Origin of the sequence: Actinoallomurus sp. NPDC050550 (genome assembly GCF_040655075.1) — a bacterium.
Classification (GTDB): Bacteria; Actinomycetota; Actinomycetes; order Streptosporangiales; family Streptosporangiaceae; genus Actinoallomurus.
The window spans coordinates 122,158-140,074 of record NZ_JBFAJC010000022.1 but is presented as its reverse complement, the minus strand read 5'-3'; the positions used below and the strand labels follow the sequence as shown (position 1 = coordinate 140,074).

The window sequence follows — 17,917 nt, the reverse complement described above, 5'->3', positions numbered from 1 at the left end:
GGGCTCTCCTCACCCGCGCGTCATATCGCCGCCATGGGCACCAGGTCATGATCACCGTGAGCCCTGGTACCCCAGAGAAAGGCGTTGCCGGTGATGAGGAAGTCATTGGTCGCGGCGTCCGTGGCGGCGGTGGTGACGTGCTCCGGAGCAGGCACGGCCACCGCGTCCGCCGAGGACGGACCGCAGTACACGAGTACGACGCAGATCGCACCCGGAGTGGTGTTCCGGACCTTCCAGACGAACAGCGCGGGCGGCCTGGTCGTCGGCGACCTGCTCGAAGTCGACCTGCACAACCCGCACGTACGGGTCGGGCTGCTCCATCCCCCGGCGATCGCCCAGCGCGCGCAGGTGTCGGCCATGGCCAACGCCCAGCGGGCGGTGGCGGGCGTCAACGCGGACTTCTTCAACATCAGCGAAACCCACCCGGGAATCGTCCCGACCGGCTCGTCCGACGGACCGGAGATCGCCGACGGCCGTGACCTCAAGGGCGCCGTCCCCGACGGGCAGCGGTTCGGCCCGGCGCTGCCCCCGGGCACGTCTACCAAGGACGTGCTCGGGGTCGGCCGGGACCACGAGGCCCGGGTGACGAGCCTGCGCCTGACCGGCTCGATCCGCACCCCGCACGGCAGGCTCCCGCTGCGCGGGCTGAACCAGTACGCCCTGCCGGTCGGCGGAATCGGCGCCTACACCGCCGACTGGGGCGCGACCTCCCGGGCGCGCGCGGTCTGCGGCACCGACGCCGTGCGAAGCGATCCGTGCAGCCTCGACGCCGCCGAGGTGACGGTACGGCGCGGCGTCGTGACCCAGGTGAGCGACGTGATCGGCGCGGGTCCGATCCCGCGGGACACCACCGTGCTGGTCGGCCGGGAGGAAGGGGCCGACGCCCTGCGCGGTCTCCGCCCCGGCGACCGGGTACGGATCCGGCACGACCTCGCGGGCCCGGGTCACCTGCGGTTCGCGGTCGGCGGCTTTCCGATTCTCCACGACGGGGCGCCCCTGACGGGCCTGGACGCCGTCACCCGGGCGCCGCGCACCGGCGCCGGAGTGAGCCGGAACGGCCGGCGGCTGTACCTCGTCGTCGTCGACGGCCGCCTCGCGAACAGCGCCGGCATGACCGTCGCCGAGTTGTCCGCGTTCCTCGCCCAGGTGGGTGCCGACGACGGAATGAACATGGACGGCGGCGGCTCCTCGACCTTCGCCGTACGCGGGCCGGGCGAGCCGTCCGTGACCGTGCGCAACACCCCGTCCGACGGATCGGAGCGGCCGGTCGCCAACGGCATCGGGATCTTCACCTGGTCCTGAGCGTCGGACGGTGCCGCCGTGCCCGCCTGAGCCGGGCGCGGCGGCGCCGAGCCTCTCGGCCCCGCCGACGGTACGGAACCGCCAGTCCTACCGTCCACGCGCCGTCCTGAGCCCGTCCCGCCCGTGTCGGCGCGCGATGGAGACGGGACCCGGAGCCCCGCTACTCCGGGTCCCGTCGCTCTCAGGCGGCGACGGCCGGCGTGTAGTGACGCGCCTCGTCGCCCTCGATGACGTAGCTCTCCCTGCCGTCGACGCCGACCGGTACGTCACCCGCGGCGGTAACCCGGTGCAGCCTGCGGGGCTGGTCCCCGAAGTCGTCCGGCGCGTAGTGCTGAGTGATCCGGTTGTCGAAGACCACCAGGTCACCCGGGTTCCACTGGACGCGCAGGATGTTCTCCGGCCGGATGACGTACTCCTGGAAGATCCGCAGGATGTCCCGTGACTCCGTACCGTTCAGGCCGACGATCCGCTGCGCGAAGCCGCCGACGAACAGCCCGCGCTCGCCGGTCTCGGGGTGCACGCGTACGACCGGATGTCCCGTCCGGTACCGCGTGGAGACGAACACCTCGCGGTACTTCGCGGCCTTCTCCGAGTTCGTACGGGGAACCGCGTAGTCGTAGTCGTTGGTGTGCACCGCCCACAGCCGGTCGGCGAACTCCCGCAGCTCGGCGGGCAGATCCCGGTAGGCCGCGGCCGCGTTGGCGATCAGCGTGTTGCCGCCGTACGGCGGGACGACCAGGGCGCGCAGCGTGCTGACCTTCGGCGGCGTGCGCACGAACGTCACGTCCGTGTGCCAGTGGTTGGAGCGGATGCCCTCCTCTCCGTCGACCGGAAGGACATTGGGACTTCCGTCCACGGACGGGACGGTGGGGTGGGCCGTTGTCAGGTCGCCGAACCGCGCGGCGAAGCGGATCTGGCCGTCGTTGTCGAGGCCGGCGCCTCGGAAGACCAGCGCCTTGTGCTCGAGCAGCGCCGCGTTGATCTCCTCGAACGCGCCGTCGTCGAGGTGACCGAGGTCGGCGCCGGCGACCTCCGCGCCGATGCGCCCGCCGATCTTCCGGATCTCGAGTGTGGACATGGGACTCCTTCTCTCAGGGGTTCTCAGGGGTTTCAGGAGCGACGAAGGGTGGGGTCGGCGGCCCGCAGCAGGAGGCGGAGCAGGCCGTCGAAGGCGAAGCCGAGCACGGCGATGACGATGATCCCGCTGAAGATCAGCGGGGTCTGGAGATAGTTGCCGGCCTGGAGGATCAGGAAGCCGACTCCCCCGGTGGCGGCGATCATCTCCGCGGCGATGATGCTGGTCCAGGCGCCGCCCATCGCGATCCGCATGCCGGTGATCACGCCTGGGACGGCGGCGCGGAGCCGCACGTGCACCATCGTGTAGAAGGAGGACGCGCCCAGGCTCCGGCTCGCGTGCAGCAGTTCGACCGGCACGGCGTCGAGCGCGCCGAGCGTGGCGATCGTGATGACCGGCAGCACGCCGAAGAACAGGAGCGCCACCTTCGACGTCTCACCGATGCCGAACCAGACGACGAGCAGCGGGATGAAGGCGATGGGCGGCAGCGGCCGTACGACGGTGAGGATCGGGTCGGCCAGCTCGCGGATCACGCGGACGCCCGCCATCGCCGCGCCCAGCACGAGTCCCACGGCCGTGCCCAGCCCGAAGCCGGCCAGGATCCGGCCCGTACTGATCAGGGCGTCCTCGACGAGGGTCTTGCCCTGTACCTCCGGGTACGGATGGGTGAGGTAGTGCACGAGTTCGCGGACGGTCTGGGAGAGCGTCGGCAGTGTCACCGGATCGCCGATGACGACCGCCGCGACCTGCCAGACGGCGAGCGCCAGCAGCAGGCCCGCCGCGCCGTACAGCACGCGACGCGGCGACCGCCGCCTCTGCTTCGCCCGGGTGACCTCCGGGCCGGGAGCCTCCGACGGGCCGGGCTGCTCCTCCCCGGGAGCCTTCGGCGGCAGAGGCGCCTCGGTCCCGTCCGGACGGTTCGCGGCGAGCGTGTCCACGGGTTCGCCGGTCATTGCTCCAGCACCTCCCTGATGCGCCGCTTGGCGGTGACGAATTCGAGCGTCTCGGTGTCCTCGTAGGCGCGAGGTCTCGGCAGTGGGATGTCGACGATCGCCTTCGTCCGGCCGGGTCGCCCGGACAGCACCGCGACCCGGTCGCCCAGCAGCGTCGCCTCCTCGACGTCGTGGGTGACGAACACGATCGTCATGCGCCGCCGCTGCCAGAGTTCGAGCAGGAACCGCTGCATCCCGGCCCGGGTGATGGCGTCCAGCGCCCCGAACGGTTCGTCCATGAGCAGGACGCTCGGATGGTTGATCAGCACGCGGGCGAACGCCGCCCGGTGACGCATGCCGCCGGACAGCTCGTGCGGATAGGCGTCCCGGAAGTCCGGCAGCCCGACGGTGTCCAGCAGCGCGTCGGCCTCCGCCCGGGCCTCCGGCGTGAGCGTGCCTCTGGCCCGCGGGCCGTACAGGACGTTCTGCCGCGTGGTCAGCCAGGGGAACAGCGTCGGCGTCTGGAACAGCACCCCGCGGTCGGGGCCGGGACCCTCGACCGGCCGGCCGTCGACCAGCACCTGGCCGGAGTCGGCGGACGTGAAGCCGGCCAGGATACCGAGCAGCGTCGACTTGCCGCATCCGGACGGGCCCAGCAGGCACAGGAACTCCCCGGCCTCGATGTCCAGGCTCACGCCCTCGAGCGCCCGGGTCTGCCGGCGCCGCCGGCGGAACGTCTTGCCGACGTCGCGGAGCCGTACGGCGGCCGGCCGCTCGATGTCCCGCCGTTCTTCGACGACCGTGCTCGGCTCTCGCCCCTCGGCGGTGCCGGGCCGGTCGCTCACGCCGTGCTGATCGCCTACATCGGGCCCGCTCACGCGGTGCTGATCGCCCACATCGGGCCGGTCGTTCACGCCGGGACGGTCGCTCACGTCGGGCCGGTCGCTCACGTCGGGCCGGTTCATGAGCACCCTCCCGACTGCGCCTTGTCCCAGAAACTCGGGTCGATGTGCGCGGCGATCGTGTCGAGGGACGGCACGGTCTTGGCGCGGCCCTGGGTGACGAGGAACTCCGCGGTGCGCTGGAAGTTCGCGGCGAGCCGGCCGGAGGAGGCCTTTCCGTCCGCCCCCTTGAGCCATCCGGTCTCCTCGCCGGCCGGGATGTAGGGATAGGTCTTCGTGGCCTCGACGGCATCGTCGGGCCGGACGCCGAGGAACCGCGCCGCCGGGCGGACGTACTTCGCGGCCTGGTCCCCCTTCGCCAGCGTCTGGGCCTTGGAGATCTGGCAGACCAGTTGCTGGACCACCGCGCGGTTGCTCCTGGCGTACGGCGTGCCGACGGCGAGCAGGTTGACGGCGGCGTACCCCAGCTTGGCGATGTCCGACGCGGTCGTGAGCACGCGGCCACCGTGCTTCTTCAGCTCGATCAGGAAGGACTGGCTGATGTAGACCGCGTCGATCTTGTGGGCCTTCCAGGCGGCGGCCTCGGCGGCCTCGCTGGCGAAGCTCGCGATCTGGACCTTGTCGGTGCGGCCCTGGGACTTCAGCCAGCCGCGCAGCTGGAAGTCGAGGGTGGAACCGACCAGCACACCGATCTTTTTCACGTCGGCATTGGACTTGATGGCGTCGCTGACCACGAGCCCGGACTCGTCGATGCTCTCGGCGAACACCACCTCGACGTCGGTGCCGGAGGAGAAGGCGCCCACGAACGGCGGGTTGCCGACGCCTGAGACGACGGGGAAGGCGCCGGCGCGAAGCTGGGCCATGCCGGCGACGCCACTGTCGATCGGGCGTAGTTCGATATTGGCTTTGACGTGGGAGGCGAGGGCGGGATCGGCGACGACGACGGCCTCGGGACCGGCGACGGCCCCCTGGAAATAGCCGATCTTGAGCTTCGACGAGTCCGAGCTCGCGTGCGCCGCGCAGCCGGTGGCGGCCAGGGCCAGGGTCAGGACGGCCGATAGGGATCTTCTGGGCATGAGGGAGTGCGCTCCTGTACGGGGCGGTGCCGCGCTCGAGGACGGGCCGTTCGCGCGGGAGGGGTGTTCGCGGAAGATCGCGAGGTGGAACGCGGCCGCGTCGGACGGCTGGCCGCGGAGGGAAAGGGGGTCTGCCGAAGGGAGATCGTCAGCCGCGACAGCGGGCGGCGGCGACACGGACCAGGTCGACGTGCCGCCGGCGGGTGAGAGCAGGCCGGACGCGCATGAACAGATGCAAACACGCCGATACCGGGCAAGTCAACCTTCCCTACCAATTTAATCGGGAATCGATTCCTTCATCTGTGGGTAAAGACCGGGCCGGGGGAAGATCAACGGATCGGACAAAGGACGACAGATGGGCATACCCCTGCTCGGCGACATCCGTGATCAGGCCGGTGGCCTCGACCGCGACCAGCGGAACGCCTTCCTCGCCGCGTTCCTCGGCTGGATGATGGACGCGTTCGACTACTTCCTTCTCGTCTTCGTCATCACCGAGGTCGCCAAGGACTTCGGCACATCGGCGGAGAAGGTCACCGTCGCGACGACGCTGACCCTGATCGCCCGGCCGCTCGGCGCGTACCTGTTCGGGCTGTGGGCGGACAAGGTCGGCCGGCGGCTCCCCCTCATGGCCGACGTCATCTTCTACTCGGTCATCGAGATGATCTCCGGGTTCTCGACCTCGCTGACGATGCTGCTCGTCCTTCGCTTCCTGTACGGCATCGGCATGGGCGGTGAGTGGGGCCTGGGCGTCTCCCTGGCGATGGAGAAGATCCCGCCGGAGAAGCGCGGCTTCTACTCCGGCATGCTCCAGGTCGGCTATCCCGCGGGCTACCTCGTGGCGGCGCTCGCCTACTTCGCGATCACCCCGTTGTTCGGCTGGCGCGGCCTGTTCGTCTTCGGGGCGGTGCCCGCGCTCATCGCGCTGTGGGTGCGCTACCGCGTGGGAGAGTCGGAGGTCTGGGAGCGCACCAACGCCCGGCTGCAGATGACGCGAACACCGCTGCGCAGGGTCTTCTTCGACCGGAAGGTACTGATCCGGTTCTTCTACCTCGTGCTGCTGATGACGGCGTTCAACTTCATGTCCCACGGCACGCAGGACGTCTACCCGACCTTCTTGAAGAAGGGGCTGCACCACTCCCCGCACTACGCGGTCGGCATCGCGGTGATCTACAACATCGGCGCCATCCTCGGCGGCGTCCTGGTGGGCACGCTCTCTCAGCGGTTCGGGCGGCGCCGGGCCATCGTCGGCGCGGCGCTGCTGGCGCTGCTCGTCGTGCCGCTCTTCGCCTACTCCAAGAGCACCGCGATGCTGGCGATCAGCGCGTTCCTCATGCAGTTCTTCGTCCAGGGCGCGTGGGGCGTCATTCCCGCGCATCTGACCGAGATGTCACCGGACGCGATCCGGGGCTTCTACCCCGGCGTGACCTACCAGCTCGGCAACCTGCTCGCCGCCATCAACCTTCCGCTCCAGGAACGCCTGGCCGACTCGCACGGCTACTCGTTCGCGTTCGGGGTCGTGGTGGCGCCGACGCTCCTGGCGGTGGTCCTGCTGACCGCGTTCGGGCGCGAGGCGCACGGCGTGGAGTTCGGCAGCGCCCCGACCACACCACCGGATACCGAGAGTCCGGTCCAGGCCCCCGTGGCCGAGCCCGGTCAGGCGACGTCGTAGCGCTCGCGGGAGCGGGTGATGGCCGTGATGTTCTCCTCCGCCCACGTGCGGAGGACGTCCAGCGGGCCGATCAGGCTCCGGCCTAGATCGGTCAGCGCGTACTCGACGCGGGGCGGCACCTCCGCGTAGACCCGGCGACTGACGAGACCGTCGCGTTCGAGGGCGCGAAGCGTGCGCGTGAGGACCTTCGGGGTCACTCCGCGCACGCGGCCGCGCAGCTCGGTGAACCGCATGCCACCCTGCGCCAGGTGCAGGATGACCAGGACGCTCCACTTGTCGCCGATCCGGTCGATCACTTGCCGCGTGGGGCAGTCCGGGTCGTCCAGATCTCCCTTGACCGCGACCACGTTGGTATCCATATGGACACTATAGGTCTTCAAAGACACTGATATCCGTTGGAAATCATCTGCCTACCAGGCCCGTTGGAGGCAGCGAGACCGAATCGATCAGGGAGAGACCATGGCGAAGATCGCAGTAGTGGGCGCGACGGGGAACATCGGCGGCAGCATCGTGCGGGAGGCCTTGAATCGCGGCCACGAGGTCACGGCCGTCGTCCGCGACCCGGCCAAACTCGGCGACCGCCCGGAGGCGCTCGAGGTGGCGACGGTCACCGACGTCTTCGACCCCAAGACGATCGCCGAGACCGCCCGCGGCCACGACGTCGTCGTAAGCGCGCTCGGCGGTGCCGGAAAGGACTCGGGGGTGTACCAGCGGGCCGCCGAGACGTACGTCGAGGCCCTACGCGGCCTGGGCGATGAGGCGCCGCGCCTCATCGTGGTCGGCGGCGCGGGCAGCCTGGAGATCGCGCCCGGCACGCGGCTCCTCGACCTTCCGGACTTCCCCGAGGCGTACCGGCCGGACGCCACCGCGCAGGGCGAGGCGTTGGCCTACTACCGCACCGTGCCCGACGTGAAGTGGACCTACTTCAGCCCCGCCGCGGAGATCGGCCCCGGCACCCGTACCGGCGGCTACCGGACCGACGCCGACCGGCTGGTCACCGACGCGGCCGGGGACAGCCGCATCTCCTACGAGGACTACGCCGCCGCCCTGGTGGACGAGATCGAGAACCCGCGGTACATCGGCGCGCGTTTCACCGCCGCCGCCGTCTGATCCCCCGTACTCCCGTCCGAACGCGGCCGGTCGCCCGGCGAGGCGACCGGCCGCGCCGCACGAGCGATCACCACCGCGCCGTACGGGCGGAGTCCCCACGGCACCGTACGGGCGGTCACCACGGCACCGGTCCCGTCGTCGAAGAAGCCACCGCCCGCGCCGTACGGACGGTCACCACGGCACCGCTCCCTGATCGTTGAAGAAGCCGCCGGTCGGGCCGTCGGCGGAGAGCGTGGCGAACTCGACGATGACACGGACACCCTCCGCGACGGTGCGTGTGCCCTGGTGGCCGGTCATGTCCGTCGCCGTGTAGCCGGGAGTGACCGCGTTGATCCGGATGTGCGCCAGCGCGGGGTCCGCCGCGAACGCCCGGGCGTACTGGAGCGTCAGCATGTTCAAGGCCGTCTTCGACGTGCTGTACGCGAGCCGCCGGCCGGCGTCGCCACCGAAGTCCGTGCCGTCACCGGTCAGGGCGAGTGACGCGGTCGTGCTGGAGACGTTCACGACGCGTGGCGCGTCGGAGGCCTGGAGCAGCGGCAGCGTGGCGTGGATGACACCGACCGCCCCGAAGACGTTGACCTCGAAGACCTTCCGCATCCGCGCGGCCGTCACGCTCGCCGCAGGCGTGTCGACGGTCGCGCCGGCGTTGTTGACCAGGACGTCGAGCCGCCCGTGGTCGCGTCGCAGCCGGTCGGCGACGGCCCGTACGTCGGACGGGTCGGTGACGTCCAGCGGGACCGGCGTCACCGCCGCGCCATCGGCCGCCAGGTCACGAGCGGCGGCGGTGCCACGATCGGGATCACGGCTCCCGAGGTAGACGGTCATCCCGAGGTGCGCGAGCCTCCGCGCGGTCTCCTTCCCCAGCCCCTTGTTCGCACCCGTGACCAGGGCCACTTCGGCCATGCCCATGACGTCTCCCCTCCTCCGGAAGTGATACACCGCGTATCTCAAGATACACGACGTATCATGAGATACGGGCTGTATCATCGCGGTGTGCCAGAGTCCCACCCCCGCCCGCCCGGTGCGGGCCTGCGCGCGGCGGGAGTCGAACGGACGCGCCGCAACCTCGTCGCCGCCGGACGCCGGCTCCTCGTCGAGCGGGGCTTTCACCAGCTGAGCCTGGAAGACGTCGCCGCGGCCGCCGAGGTCACCCGCGTCACGATCTACCGCCGGTTCGGGTCCAAGCTGGGACTCCTGGACGCCATCGCCGAGGACCTCGCCCAGCGGGCCCAGGTCGTCACCGCGGTCGGGGACGCCGCCGCGCTCGCCGACCCGGTGGGGGCGTTCCGGGCGATGGTGCGCGAGTTCTGCCGGTTCTGGGACACCGATCCGGACCTGTTTCGCCGACTCGTGAGCCTGTCCGCCGTCGAGCCGGAGGCGCAGCGGCTGATCGACGACCGGGAGCGGTGGCGCTACGACCAGATCTCCGGCTTCGTGCACCGACTGGCCAGGGCGGACCGGCTCCACCCGGCGTTCGACGAGGATCACGCCGTCGCCGCCATCGGAGCCGTCACCGCCTTCCCGGCCTGTGACGCCATGGCGAGCCGGCTCGGCGTCGGCCTCGCGGACCTGGACGGCTCCCTGATAGCCCTGCTCGCCGGCGTGGTACGCCTGGAGTGACGCACCCGGCCACCGGCGCCGCCTGCGGATCCGCCGGTCTTGGAACCGTCCAGCGGTGACGGGTCCTGGTGCGGGGACGCGCCGGGGCGCGGTTTCGGAATCCTGCCCCTGAGCGTTCGCAGCTGCACATAGAGTGCATGCCTGACGAACGCCGAGAGAACGACGAGTGCCGGAAAGGATTGGTGCTCCACGGCGGCCGGACGGTACCGTCGCTCGGCCGTTCCCGGCCGCGCCATTCGCGTATCCGCCGAGGTACGGCAACAATCGATGAGTCTTGTCCGTGGACACCGAGGAGAACGATGCAGGAGGTCTGGCCAGGCACCCCGTACCCGCTGGGTGCCACCTGGGATGGCGCCGGCACGAACTTCGCTCTGTTCTCGGAGGTGGCACAGCGGGTCGAGCTGTGCCTGTTCGACGAGGACGGCACCGAGACGCGCTACCCGCTGCCCGAGGTGGACGGCTTCGTCTGGCACGGCCACCTTCCGGGGGTCGGTCCCGGCCAGCGGTACGGCTACCGGGTCCATGGACCGTACGATCCGGCGGACGGCCACCGATGCAACCCCGCCAAGCTGCTGCTGGACCCGTACGGCAAGGCCGTCGACGGCGACGTGCGGTGGCACGAGTCCCTCTTCTCCTACCGGTTCGCCGCGCCGGCGGAGCTCAACAGCGAGGACAGCGCCCCGTACATGCCGAAGAACGTGGTGATCAATCCATTCTTCGACTGGGGCGACGATCGCGCGCCGCGGACGCCGTACCACGAGACGGTGATCTACGAGGCGCACGTCAAGGGACTCACGGAACTTCATCCGGACATCCCGGAGAGCCAGCGCGGCACGTACGCCGGGCTGGCCCACCCGGCCATGATCGAGCACCTTCTCGGCCTGGGCGTCACGGCGATCGAGCTGATGCCGGTCCATCAGTTCGTCTCCGAGCACGCGCTGGTGGCGCGCGGTCTGACCAACTACTGGGGCTACAACACGATCGGATTCCTCGCCCCGCACAACGCCTACTCCTCGTCCGGGCAGCTCGGTGAGCAGGTGCAGGAGTTCAAGGCGATGGTGCGGACCCTGCACGAGGCGGGGATCGAGGTGATCCTCGACGTGGTCTACAACCACACCGCCGAGGGCGACCACCTGGGGCCCACGCTCAGCTTCCGCGGGATCGACAACGCGGCCTACTACCGGCTCCGCGACAGCGACAAGCGGTACAACCTGGACTACACCGGCTGCGGCAACAGCCTCAACGGCCGGCACCCGCACGCGCTCCAGCTGATCATGGACTCGCTGCGGTACTGGATCACCGAGATGCACGTCGACGGCTTCCGGTTCGACCTGGCGTCGGCGCTGGCGCGGGAGTTCCACGACGTGGACCGGCTGTCGGCGTTCTTCGACCTGGTCCAGCAGGACCCGATCGTGTCCCAGGTGAAGCTGATCGCCGAGCCGTGGGACGTCGGCGAGGGCGGCTACCAGGTCGGCAACTTCCCGCCGCTGTGGACGGAGTGGAACGGCAAGTACCGCGACTCGGTCCGCGACTTCTGGCGCGGCGAGCCGGCGCTGCAGGAGTTCGCCTCGCGCATCACCGGCTCCAGCGACCTGTACGCCGACGACGGGCGGCGCCCGCTCGCCTCCATCAACTTCGTCACCTGCCACGACGGGTTCACGCTGCACGACCTCGTCTCGTACGACCACAAGCACAACGAGGCGAACGGCGAGAACAACCGCGACGGCACCGACGACAACCGCTCCTGGAACTACGGCACCGAGGGCGAGACGGACGATCCGGCGATCAAAACGCTGCGCGCCCGGCAGCGGCGCAACTTCATCGCCACGCTGTTCCTGTCCCAGGGCGTGCCCATGCTGTCGCACGGCGACGAGCTGAAGCGCACGCAGCGCGGCAACAACAACGCCTACTGCCAGGACAACGAGCTCGCCTGGGTCTCCTGGGACGGCGACGAGGACCTCGTCGACTTCGTCCGCACGGTGTCGCGGCTGCGCAGCGAGCATCCGGTGTTCCGGCGGCGGCGGTTCTTCCAGGGGCGCACCCACGGCGGCGAGCTCGACGGGCAGCGCGACATCGGCTGGCTCACGCCCGCGGGGGCGGAGATGACCGACGCGGACTGGAACATCGGATACGCCAAGGCGGTCGCGGTGTACCTGAACGGGGACGCGATCACCGAGCCGGACCCACGCGGACGCCGGGTCCGGGACGATTCGTTCCTCCTGCTGCTGAACGCGCACTCCGACGGCATCGTGTTCCGCATTCCCGATGAGCGCTTCGGCGAGCGGTGGGAGGTCGTGCTCGACACCGCGCTGCCGAAACCGGCCGAGCGCGGGCCCGTCAAGGCCAACGACCGGCTCGAGGTCACCGACCGGGCGCTGGTGGTGCTGCGCCGGATCGTCCCGGGCTGAGACCGGTCCGGCAGGCGGCCGTCAGCCGCGGCTGACCTTGATGGCGGTGAGCAGCACCAGCACGAACGTCGTGATGGCGACCGTGCCGTGGGCGAGCACGGCGATCAGGGGAAAGTTCTGCTCCGCGCCGCGCGCGTGCCTGCCGCCGCGTCCTGTGAGCCACCGGGTCAGCAGGGTGAAGCCCAGCATCGCCACGACCGCGAGCGCGCCGAAGGCGCTCCACGCGTAGACGGTCCGGGCGGTGAACAGGAACTCCACCCACGTCGCCAGTGCCACGACGGCGAGTGCGGGATGGCCGAGGACCAGGGCGGCGGGAAAGCGGGTGATCTTGGTGGCCTGCTGCCGCAAGCCGCCGTTGGCGAGCCAGATGAACAGGAGGTAGGTGCCTGCGACAGCGGCCAGTATCCACATCACCAATGCGGCGATCCCCAAGCCTTCACCCCTCTTAACCGTCGTCCCATGACAACTCTCGCTTAAACGACGCTGTGTCAAGAGCGCGATCGCGTCACGAACCGGCCGCTGTGCCACCCTTGGTGGCATGCGACGACTAGAGCCATCCGATCTCGCCGAGCTCACGGAGGCGTACGCCTATCCGGAGACCACGCCGTGGCTCCGGGGCAACATGGTGGCCAGCGCGGACGGGGCGGCGACGTTCGGGGGCAAGTCGGGCGGTCTGGGCAATGAGGCCGACCGGCGGCTGCTGTCCCTGCTGCGCGGACTGGCCGACGTCGTCGTCGTGGGCGCCGCGACCGTCCGCGTCGAGGGCTACGGCCCCGTCCACCCCCGCGACTGGTGGGGAGACATCCGTACGGGCCGCGCGCCGGCGCCGCCACTGGCCATCGTGTCGCGCTCGCTCGAACTCGACTTCGACGCCCCGATCTTCGCCGAGGCGATCAGCCCCACGATCGTCATCACCTGCGGGTCGGTTCCGGACGACCGGCGCCGCGGCTGTGAGAAGCACGCCGAGGTGATCGTCACCGGTGAGGAGACCGTCGACGTCGCCGCCGCGCTGGATGCCCTGGCCGAGCGGGGCCTCACCCGCCAGCTGACCGAGGGCGGTCCGCGGCTGCTCGCCCAGTTCGTCGCGGCGGGGCGGCTCGACGAGCTGTGCCTCACCGTCAGCCCGCAGATCGCGGCGGGCGACGCGGCCCGGATCATCAACGGCCCGGGCCCGGCGTCGACACCGCTGCGCCTCGGGCACGTCCTGGAAGACGAGGACTTCCTGTTCCTCCGCTATACACGGAGGTAACGGCGGTGGAGCCGCTGTCGTAGGCGTGGTCTATAACAGGGGGATCGTCTTCCCATCGAGGGGGTCAGGTCATGGAGCTGCCTGTGGGCCCGCCGCTGGCGCCGATGCTGGCCAAGGCCGTCAAGGAGTTGCCGCAGGGGGATCTGCTCTACGAGCCGAAGTGGGACGGGTTCCGGGCGGTCGTGTTCCGGGACGGCGACGAGGTCGCGATCTACGGCCGTAACGGCAAGCCGCTGGATCGTTACTTCCCGGAGCTGGTCGAGGGCTTCCGGCGTGAGCTGCCGGAGCGGTGCGTCCTCGACGGGGAGATCGTCCTGCGCAAGGGGCACGTCCTCGACTTCGACGCGCTGCAGCAGCGGATCCACCCGGCCGCCTCCCGGATCAAGCTGCTGTCCGAGGAGACGCCGGCGAGCTTCGTCGCCTTCGACCTGCTCGCGCTCGGCGACGATTCGCTGATGGAGACCCCGTTCGGCGACCGGCGCGGCCGGCTCACCGAGGCGCTGGGAGAGGCGAAGGCCCCGGTGCACGTCACGCCCGCCACGGACGCGTACGACGAGGGCCTGCGCTGGTTCGAGGAGTTCGAGGGCGCGGGGCTGGACGGCGTGGTCGCCAAGCCCCTAAACGGGCCGTACGAGCCGGACCGGCGGGCGATGTTCAAGGTCAAGCACGACCGCACCGCCGACTGTGTCGTCGCGGGCTTCCGCTGGCACAAGTCCGGCCCGATCGTGGGCTCGCTGCTGCTCGGCCTGTACGACGGGGACCGGCTCCAGCACGTCGGCGTCTCCGCGTCGTTCCCGATGAAGCGCCGCGAGGAGCTGGTAAAGGAGCTGGAGCCCTACCGGGTCGCGGACCTCGCCGGTCACCCGTGGGCCGGATGGGCCGAGCAGACCGAGGCGACGGTCGACCGCATGCCGGGCGCGATCAGCCGGTGGACCGGCAAGAAGGACCTGTCATGGGTGGCCCTGCGGCCGGAGCTCGTCTGTGAGGTCGCCTACGACCAGATGGAGGGCCGCCGTTTCCGCCACACGGCGCGGTTCCGGCGCTGGCGGCCGGACCGCACGCCGGAGTCCTGCGGCTACGACCAGCTCGAGGTCCCGGTGGCGTACGACCTGGACGACATCCTCGGCGGCTGACCCGCGCGTACGCTCGGGCGATCACGGGTCACAGAGCGCGGGTCACGGAACGCGGGTCACGGAACGCGGGTCACGGAGCGCTCGGGTGGAGTCCCCGCGCCGACTAATGCATCTTGTCGCGGTTGACGCATTAGCAAGGTGACCGCTATAACTAATGCATCGTCCATGATGAAGGGCATTAGTCATGCCGCTACGCCCGATCGCCCGTGTCGCCCACCGCCGGATCGACGTCGGCGGCGTCCGCGTCTTCTACCGCGAGTCGCTGCCCGAACGGCCCGACGCGCCCGCGCTGCTGCTGTTGCACGGGTTCCCGTCGGCCTCGCACCAGTACCGCCGCCTGATCGACACGCTCGGCGCCGACTACCGGCTCATCGCCCCCGACTACCCCGGGTTCGGGCACACCGAGGCCCCCGAGGACTTCGCCTACTCCTTCGACCGGCTCGCCGACGTCACCGAGGGGTTCGTCCAGCGGCTCGGTCTGTCCCGATTCGTCATGTACGTCTTTGACTTCGGCGCGCCGGTCGGGTTCCGCCTCGCCGAGCGGCACCCCGAGTGGATCGCCGGCCTGATCGTCCAGAACGGCAACGCCTACACCGAGGGCCTGTCGGACGTCGCCCGCGACTTCATCGCCCTGCGCCCCGGCACGCCCGGCGCCGAGGACACCATCCGGGGCCTGCTCACCCCGCCCGGCACCCGCGGCCAGTACGAGACCGGCGTCGCCGACCCCGCACTGCTCGCCCCGGACGGCTGGACCCTCGACCAGCACTTCCTCGACCTGCCGGGCCGCAAGGACGCGCAGGTGGCGCTGGCGTTCGACTACCACTCCAACGTCGAGCGCTACGACCGCTGGCAGGCGTGGCTGCGCAAGCACACTCCCCCGACGTTGATCACCTGGGGCGTCGGCGACCCGTTCTTTCCCGAGCCCGGCGCCCGCGCCTATCTGCGCGACGTACCCGACGCCGAACTGCACCTCTTCGACACCGGCCACTTCGCCCTCGAGACCCACCTGCCGAAGATCGCCCCACTCGTCGCCGGTTTCCTCGACCGCGTATCGGACGTCGCCGGCCGGTGATGACGACCACTTCTCCGAAACCCCAACCAAGCGTACGCTTGGCTGGGTTCAGACTGGCGGCCATGCGCGGCCGAAGGCCGGTCGCGCTGAGATCGCGCGGAGGTCACGCGCCGAGGTCGCGTGCGGAGAAGGGATCACGATGCGGGAATTCTCGAACCTGATCGGCGGCGAGCTGCGCGGGACCGATCGCATGCTCGACTCGGTCGACCCCGCGACCGGGACGGTGTGGGCGAGGATCCCGCGCAGCACGGCCGATGACGCCGACGCCGCGGTGGCCGCCGCCCGTGCGGCGTTCCCCGCCTGGTCGGCGATGCCGGCCGCCGGCCGGGCGCACGTCCTCCGCAAGGTCGCCGGCGTCTTCGCCGCCAATGCCCGGGAACTGGCCGAGCTCGAGACCCGCGACAACGGCCGCATCATCACCGAGACCTCCAAACGCGACGTGCCCGGCATGACGTACCTGTGGCAGCTGGCCTCCGCCGAGTGCGCGGCCGCCGTCGAGGGCAAGACCGTCATCCTCGGGCCGGGCAGCATGGGGTTCACCCGCCGGATCCCCTACGGCGTGGTCGTCGGGATCATCCCGTGGAACTCCCCCATCTCCACGTTCTCGGCGAAGGCCGCGTTCGCGCTGGCCGCCGGCAACACCGTCGTCATCAAGCCCGCCGAACAGGCGACGGCGTCGACGCTGCGCCTGGGCGAACTGCTGCGCGAGGTTTTCCCGCCCGGCGTGCTCAACATCGTCTCCGGTCTGGGCGAGGAGGTCGGCGACGCCCTCGTACGCCATCCCGGCGTGAACCGGATCAGCCTCACCGGTTCCACCGAGACGGCCAAGCTGATCACCCGGGCCAGCACGGACGCCCTCAAACCCCTCGCCTTCGAGCTCGGCGGCAAGTCCCCCAACATCGTGTTCGCGGACGCCGACCTGGACCGCGCGGCCCTCGGCGTGACCACCCAGAGCGTCTTCACCGCCAACGCGGGCCAGGTGTGCGTGGCCGGGTCACGGATCCTCATCCAGCGGCCGATCTTCGACGAGATGATCGACCGGATGACCGCCATCGCCCAGGGGGTCCGCCTCGGCGACCCGCTGTCGGAGGAGACGACGATGGGACCGATCGTCTCCGCGGAACAGTTCCAGCGCGTCACGGGCTACCTGGAGGTCGGCGCCAAGGAGGGTGCGAAGCTGGTGTTCGGCGGACGCTCGGGCGGCGAGATCGTCGACGAGGCGTACGCGGGCGGCTACTGGGTCGAGCCGACGCTGTTCACGACCGAGGACAACGGGCTGCGCGTCTGCCAGGAGGAGATCTTCGGCCCGGTCGCCGTGGCGCTGCCGTTCGACACCGAGGAGGAGGCGGTCGCGATCGCCAACGACTCGGCGTACGGCCTGGCGGCGGGCGTGTGGACGCGGGACCTGGGCCGTGCGCACCGCATGTGCCGGGACGTCGAGGCCGGCACGGTGTGGGTGAACACCTTCCGGAAGATGCCACCGGGCCTGCCGTTCGAGGGCCTCAAGGACAGCGGCTACGGCCACGACTCCGTGCTCGCCAACACCCGCGAGAAGAGCTGCCTGATCGAGACGTGAACGCGGCCGGTCACGACTCCCAGGAGATCTTGTTCAGCGCGAGGTCGGCCGCACGCCGCATCGCGGCCCGTACGTCGGCGCCGACCTCCGGGGCCGAGCAGTTGATCATCGCGATGACGTTGCCCCTGCGGGCGGCGAACAGCACCCAGCCCTTGGAGATCCCCTCGCACGCCTCCTGCCATCTGTCCCCGGCCGTCGTGCCCTGGTACCTGAGGCAGCCCATGTCGGCGCGGTGGAGGCCGCTCGCCGCCGCGCCGGCCGACTCGGTCCGCCCGCCATAGAGGTAGAGGTTGAGCTGCACCTGGAAGGTGTCCTTCGGCGGGAACATGTTCGTGCCGTACCCGCACAGCGACCAGTGGTACCCGCCCATCGGTACGCGCTTGGTGCCCTTGGCGCCGAACTCGCCGAGGAGGGCCTGGCCACGCAGGTCGTCGTAGATCCGGCACGGGTCGGGAAGTCGTTCGGCGTGCGTACCGCGCGCTCCCAACTCGAGGATCCCCGACGACCGGGCGACCAGGACGACGGCGCCGACCGCCAGCGCGAGGACGACCGCCCCGCCCGCGACGATCCACGGCCAGATCCGGGAGCGTCGTGGCGGCCCCGGGGGCATCCCCTGCCACGGCACCTGGCCCGGCCACGGCGGCGGGGGCGCCGGGAACGACGGAACCGGCGCGGACGGCGGCCCCGTATCCGGCCGCGCCCAGCCGTTGGCCGACGGGTCGCTCCGCTCGGTGGGCGGCCACGATTCCATGCATTCCTCCCGTAGCCGCGCGGAGTGCGCGAACGGGACGCA

Annotated in this window: 18 protein-coding genes; 9 read left to right on the top strand and 9 right to left on the bottom strand. The window is 70.6% G+C overall.

The window, feature by feature from the left end; all coding sequences use genetic code 11:
* The first annotated feature begins 93 nt into the window (after positions 1 to 93).
* Positions 94 to 1,302 (top strand): phosphodiester glycosidase family protein, encoded by a 1,209-nt coding sequence (locus tag AB0I04_RS28485; protein ID WP_360890780.1) that lies wholly within the window; start codon positions 94 to 96, stop codon positions 1,300 to 1,302.
* Positions 1,303 to 1,483: 181 nt separating this feature from the next.
* Here AB0I04_RS28485 and AB0I04_RS28480 read toward each other — a convergent pair whose 3' ends face one another.
* The 5 genes from AB0I04_RS28480 to AB0I04_RS28460 form a co-directional block, all read right to left on the bottom strand.
* Positions 1,484 to 2,380 (bottom strand): TauD/TfdA family dioxygenase, encoded by an 897-nt coding sequence (locus AB0I04_RS28480; protein WP_360890777.1) that lies wholly within the window; start codon positions 2,378 to 2,380, stop codon positions 1,484 to 1,486.
* A gap of 32 nt (positions 2,381 to 2,412) precedes the next feature.
* The gene (locus tag AB0I04_RS28475) at positions 2,413 to 3,330 is read right to left on the bottom strand and encodes an ABC transporter permease (protein WP_360890774.1); all 918 of its coding nucleotides are present in this window, start codon (positions 3,328 to 3,330) and stop codon (positions 2,413 to 2,415) included.
* Positions 3,327 to 4,274, bottom strand: a complete 948-nt coding sequence (locus AB0I04_RS28470) for an ABC transporter ATP-binding protein (RefSeq protein WP_360890771.1) — start codon at positions 4,272 to 4,274, stop codon at positions 3,327 to 3,329. Before AB0I04_RS28470 ends, AB0I04_RS28475 begins: the two co-directional genes overlap by 4 nt.
* Positions 4,271 to 5,287 carry an ABC transporter substrate-binding protein gene (locus tag AB0I04_RS28465; RefSeq protein WP_360890769.1) on the bottom strand — a complete coding sequence of 339 codons (1,017 nt, stop codon included), beginning with the start codon at positions 5,285 to 5,287 and terminating at the stop codon, positions 4,271 to 4,273. Before AB0I04_RS28465 ends, AB0I04_RS28470 begins: the two co-directional genes overlap by 4 nt.
* A 148-nt stretch (positions 5,288 to 5,435) precedes the next feature.
* Entirely contained in the window at positions 5,436 to 5,513 is a 78-nt protein-coding gene (locus AB0I04_RS28460) for a putative leader peptide (RefSeq protein ID WP_360890854.1), read from the bottom strand.
* Positions 5,514 to 5,642: 129 nt separating this feature from the next.
* Here AB0I04_RS28460 and AB0I04_RS28455 point away from each other — a divergent pair, with 129 nt between their 5' ends.
* Positions 5,643 to 6,956: an MFS transporter gene (locus AB0I04_RS28455; protein WP_360890767.1), complete on the top strand. Its 1,314-nt coding sequence runs from the start codon at positions 5,643 to 5,645 to the stop codon at positions 6,954 to 6,956.
* On the opposite strand, the gene AB0I04_RS28450 is transcribed toward AB0I04_RS28455, so the two are convergent.
* A complete protein-coding gene (locus AB0I04_RS28450) occupies positions 6,941 to 7,315 on the bottom strand; it encodes a helix-turn-helix domain-containing protein (protein WP_360890765.1) in 375 nt (124 codons plus the stop codon). The genes AB0I04_RS28455 and AB0I04_RS28450 overlap by 16 nt on opposite strands.
* A gap of 100 nt (positions 7,316 to 7,415) precedes the next feature.
* On the opposite strand from AB0I04_RS28450, the gene AB0I04_RS28445 reads away from it, so the two are divergent.
* Positions 7,416 to 8,066 carry an NAD(P)-dependent oxidoreductase gene (locus tag AB0I04_RS28445; protein WP_360890761.1) on the top strand — a complete coding sequence of 217 codons (651 nt, stop codon included), beginning with the start codon at positions 7,416 to 7,418 and terminating at the stop codon, positions 8,064 to 8,066.
* Positions 8,067 to 8,237: 171 nt separating this feature from the next.
* Here AB0I04_RS28445 and AB0I04_RS28440 read toward each other — a convergent pair whose 3' ends face one another.
* A complete protein-coding gene (locus tag AB0I04_RS28440; RefSeq protein WP_360890758.1) occupies positions 8,238 to 8,975 on the bottom strand; it encodes an SDR family oxidoreductase in 738 nt (245 codons plus the stop codon).
* 84 nt (positions 8,976 to 9,059) lie between these two features.
* Here AB0I04_RS28440 and AB0I04_RS28435 point away from each other — a divergent pair, with 84 nt between their 5' ends.
* Together AB0I04_RS28435 and glgX are read left to right on the top strand one after the other, a co-directional pair.
* Entirely contained in the window at positions 9,060 to 9,686 is a 627-nt protein-coding gene (locus AB0I04_RS28435) for a TetR/AcrR family transcriptional regulator (protein ID WP_360890755.1), read from the top strand.
* 299 nt (positions 9,687 to 9,985) lie between these two features.
* A complete protein-coding gene (gene glgX, locus AB0I04_RS28430; RefSeq protein WP_360890752.1) occupies positions 9,986 to 12,094 on the top strand; it encodes a glycogen debranching protein GlgX in 2,109 nt (702 codons plus the stop codon).
* Between the two features lie 21 nt (positions 12,095 to 12,115).
* Here the strand turns inward: glgX and AB0I04_RS28425 are convergent, their stop codons facing one another.
* Complete coding sequence (locus AB0I04_RS28425) at positions 12,116 to 12,526, bottom strand: hypothetical protein (protein ID WP_360890749.1); 411 nt, start codon at positions 12,524 to 12,526, stop codon at positions 12,116 to 12,118.
* Positions 12,527 to 12,632: 106 nt separating this feature from the next.
* Between AB0I04_RS28425 and AB0I04_RS28420 the strand changes: the two genes are divergently transcribed.
* The 4 genes from AB0I04_RS28420 to AB0I04_RS28405 all read left to right on the top strand — a co-directional run bounded on the left by AB0I04_RS28420 (position 12,633) and on the right by AB0I04_RS28405 (position 17,124).
* Positions 12,633 to 13,343: a pyrimidine reductase family protein gene (locus AB0I04_RS28420; protein WP_360890746.1), complete on the top strand. Its 711-nt coding sequence runs from the start codon at positions 12,633 to 12,635 to the stop codon at positions 13,341 to 13,343.
* A 71-nt stretch (positions 13,344 to 13,414) separates the two neighbouring features.
* Positions 13,415 to 14,476, top strand: coding sequence for an ATP-dependent DNA ligase (locus AB0I04_RS28415; RefSeq protein ID WP_360890742.1), 1,062 nt, complete (start codon positions 13,415 to 13,417; stop codon positions 14,474 to 14,476).
* A 184-nt stretch (positions 14,477 to 14,660) separates the two neighbouring features.
* Positions 14,661 to 15,548 carry an alpha/beta hydrolase gene (locus AB0I04_RS28410; RefSeq protein WP_360890739.1) on the top strand — a complete coding sequence of 296 codons (888 nt, stop codon included), beginning with the start codon at positions 14,661 to 14,663 and terminating at the stop codon, positions 15,546 to 15,548.
* Positions 15,549 to 15,687: 139 nt separating this feature from the next.
* The gene (locus AB0I04_RS28405; RefSeq protein ID WP_360890736.1) at positions 15,688 to 17,124 is read left to right on the top strand and encodes an aldehyde dehydrogenase family protein; all 1,437 of its coding nucleotides are present in this window, start codon (positions 15,688 to 15,690) and stop codon (positions 17,122 to 17,124) included.
* A gap of 10 nt (positions 17,125 to 17,134) precedes the next feature.
* Here AB0I04_RS28405 and AB0I04_RS28400 read toward each other — a convergent pair whose 3' ends face one another.
* Entirely contained in the window at positions 17,135 to 17,875 is a 741-nt protein-coding gene (locus AB0I04_RS28400; protein WP_360890733.1) for a hypothetical protein, read from the bottom strand.
* Positions 17,876 to 17,917 lie beyond the last annotated feature (42 nt).

Bases quoted from the DNA above. Each gene is read 5' to 3' on its own strand.
- AB0I04_RS28410 (WP_360890739.1), top strand. From the start codon at position 14,661: ATGCCGCTACGCCCGATCGCCCGTGTCGCCCACCGCCGGATCGACGTC.
- glgX (WP_360890752.1), top strand. From the start codon at position 9,986: ATGCAGGAGGTCTGGCCAGGCACCCCGTACCCGCTGGGTGCCACCTGG.
- AB0I04_RS28480 (WP_360890777.1), bottom strand. From the start codon at position 2,380: ATGTCCACACTCGAGATCCGGAAGATCGGCGGGCGCATCGGCGCGGAG.
- AB0I04_RS28455 (WP_360890767.1), top strand. From the start codon at position 5,643: ATGGGCATACCCCTGCTCGGCGACATCCGTGATCAGGCCGGTGGCCTC.
- AB0I04_RS28465 (WP_360890769.1), bottom strand. From the start codon at position 5,287: ATGCCCAGAAGATCCCTATCGGCCGTCCTGACCCTGGCCCTGGCCGCC.
- AB0I04_RS28445 (WP_360890761.1), top strand. From the start codon at position 7,416: ATGGCGAAGATCGCAGTAGTGGGCGCGACGGGGAACATCGGCGGCAGC.
- AB0I04_RS28460 (WP_360890854.1), bottom strand. From the start codon at position 5,513: ATGCGCGTCCGGCCTGCTCTCACCCGCCGGCGGCACGTCGACCTGGTC.
- AB0I04_RS28450 (WP_360890765.1), bottom strand. From the start codon at position 7,315: ATGGATACCAACGTGGTCGCGGTCAAGGGAGATCTGGACGACCCGGAC.
- AB0I04_RS28475 (WP_360890774.1), bottom strand. From the start codon at position 3,330: ATGACCGGCGAACCCGTGGACACGCTCGCCGCGAACCGTCCGGACGGG.
- AB0I04_RS28415 (WP_360890742.1), top strand. From the start codon at position 13,415: ATGGAGCTGCCTGTGGGCCCGCCGCTGGCGCCGATGCTGGCCAAGGCC.
- AB0I04_RS28420 (WP_360890746.1), top strand. From the start codon at position 12,633: ATGCGACGACTAGAGCCATCCGATCTCGCCGAGCTCACGGAGGCGTAC.
- AB0I04_RS28400 (WP_360890733.1), bottom strand. From the start codon at position 17,875: ATGGAATCGTGGCCGCCCACCGAGCGGAGCGACCCGTCGGCCAACGGC.
- AB0I04_RS28405 (WP_360890736.1), top strand. From the start codon at position 15,688: ATGCGGGAATTCTCGAACCTGATCGGCGGCGAGCTGCGCGGGACCGAT.
- AB0I04_RS28470 (WP_360890771.1), bottom strand. From the start codon at position 4,274: ATGAACCGGCCCGACGTGAGCGACCGGCCCGACGTGAGCGACCGTCCC.
- AB0I04_RS28485 (WP_360890780.1), top strand. From the start codon at position 94: ATGAGGAAGTCATTGGTCGCGGCGTCCGTGGCGGCGGTGGTGACGTGC.
- AB0I04_RS28440 (WP_360890758.1), bottom strand. From the start codon at position 8,975: ATGGGCATGGCCGAAGTGGCCCTGGTCACGGGTGCGAACAAGGGGCTG.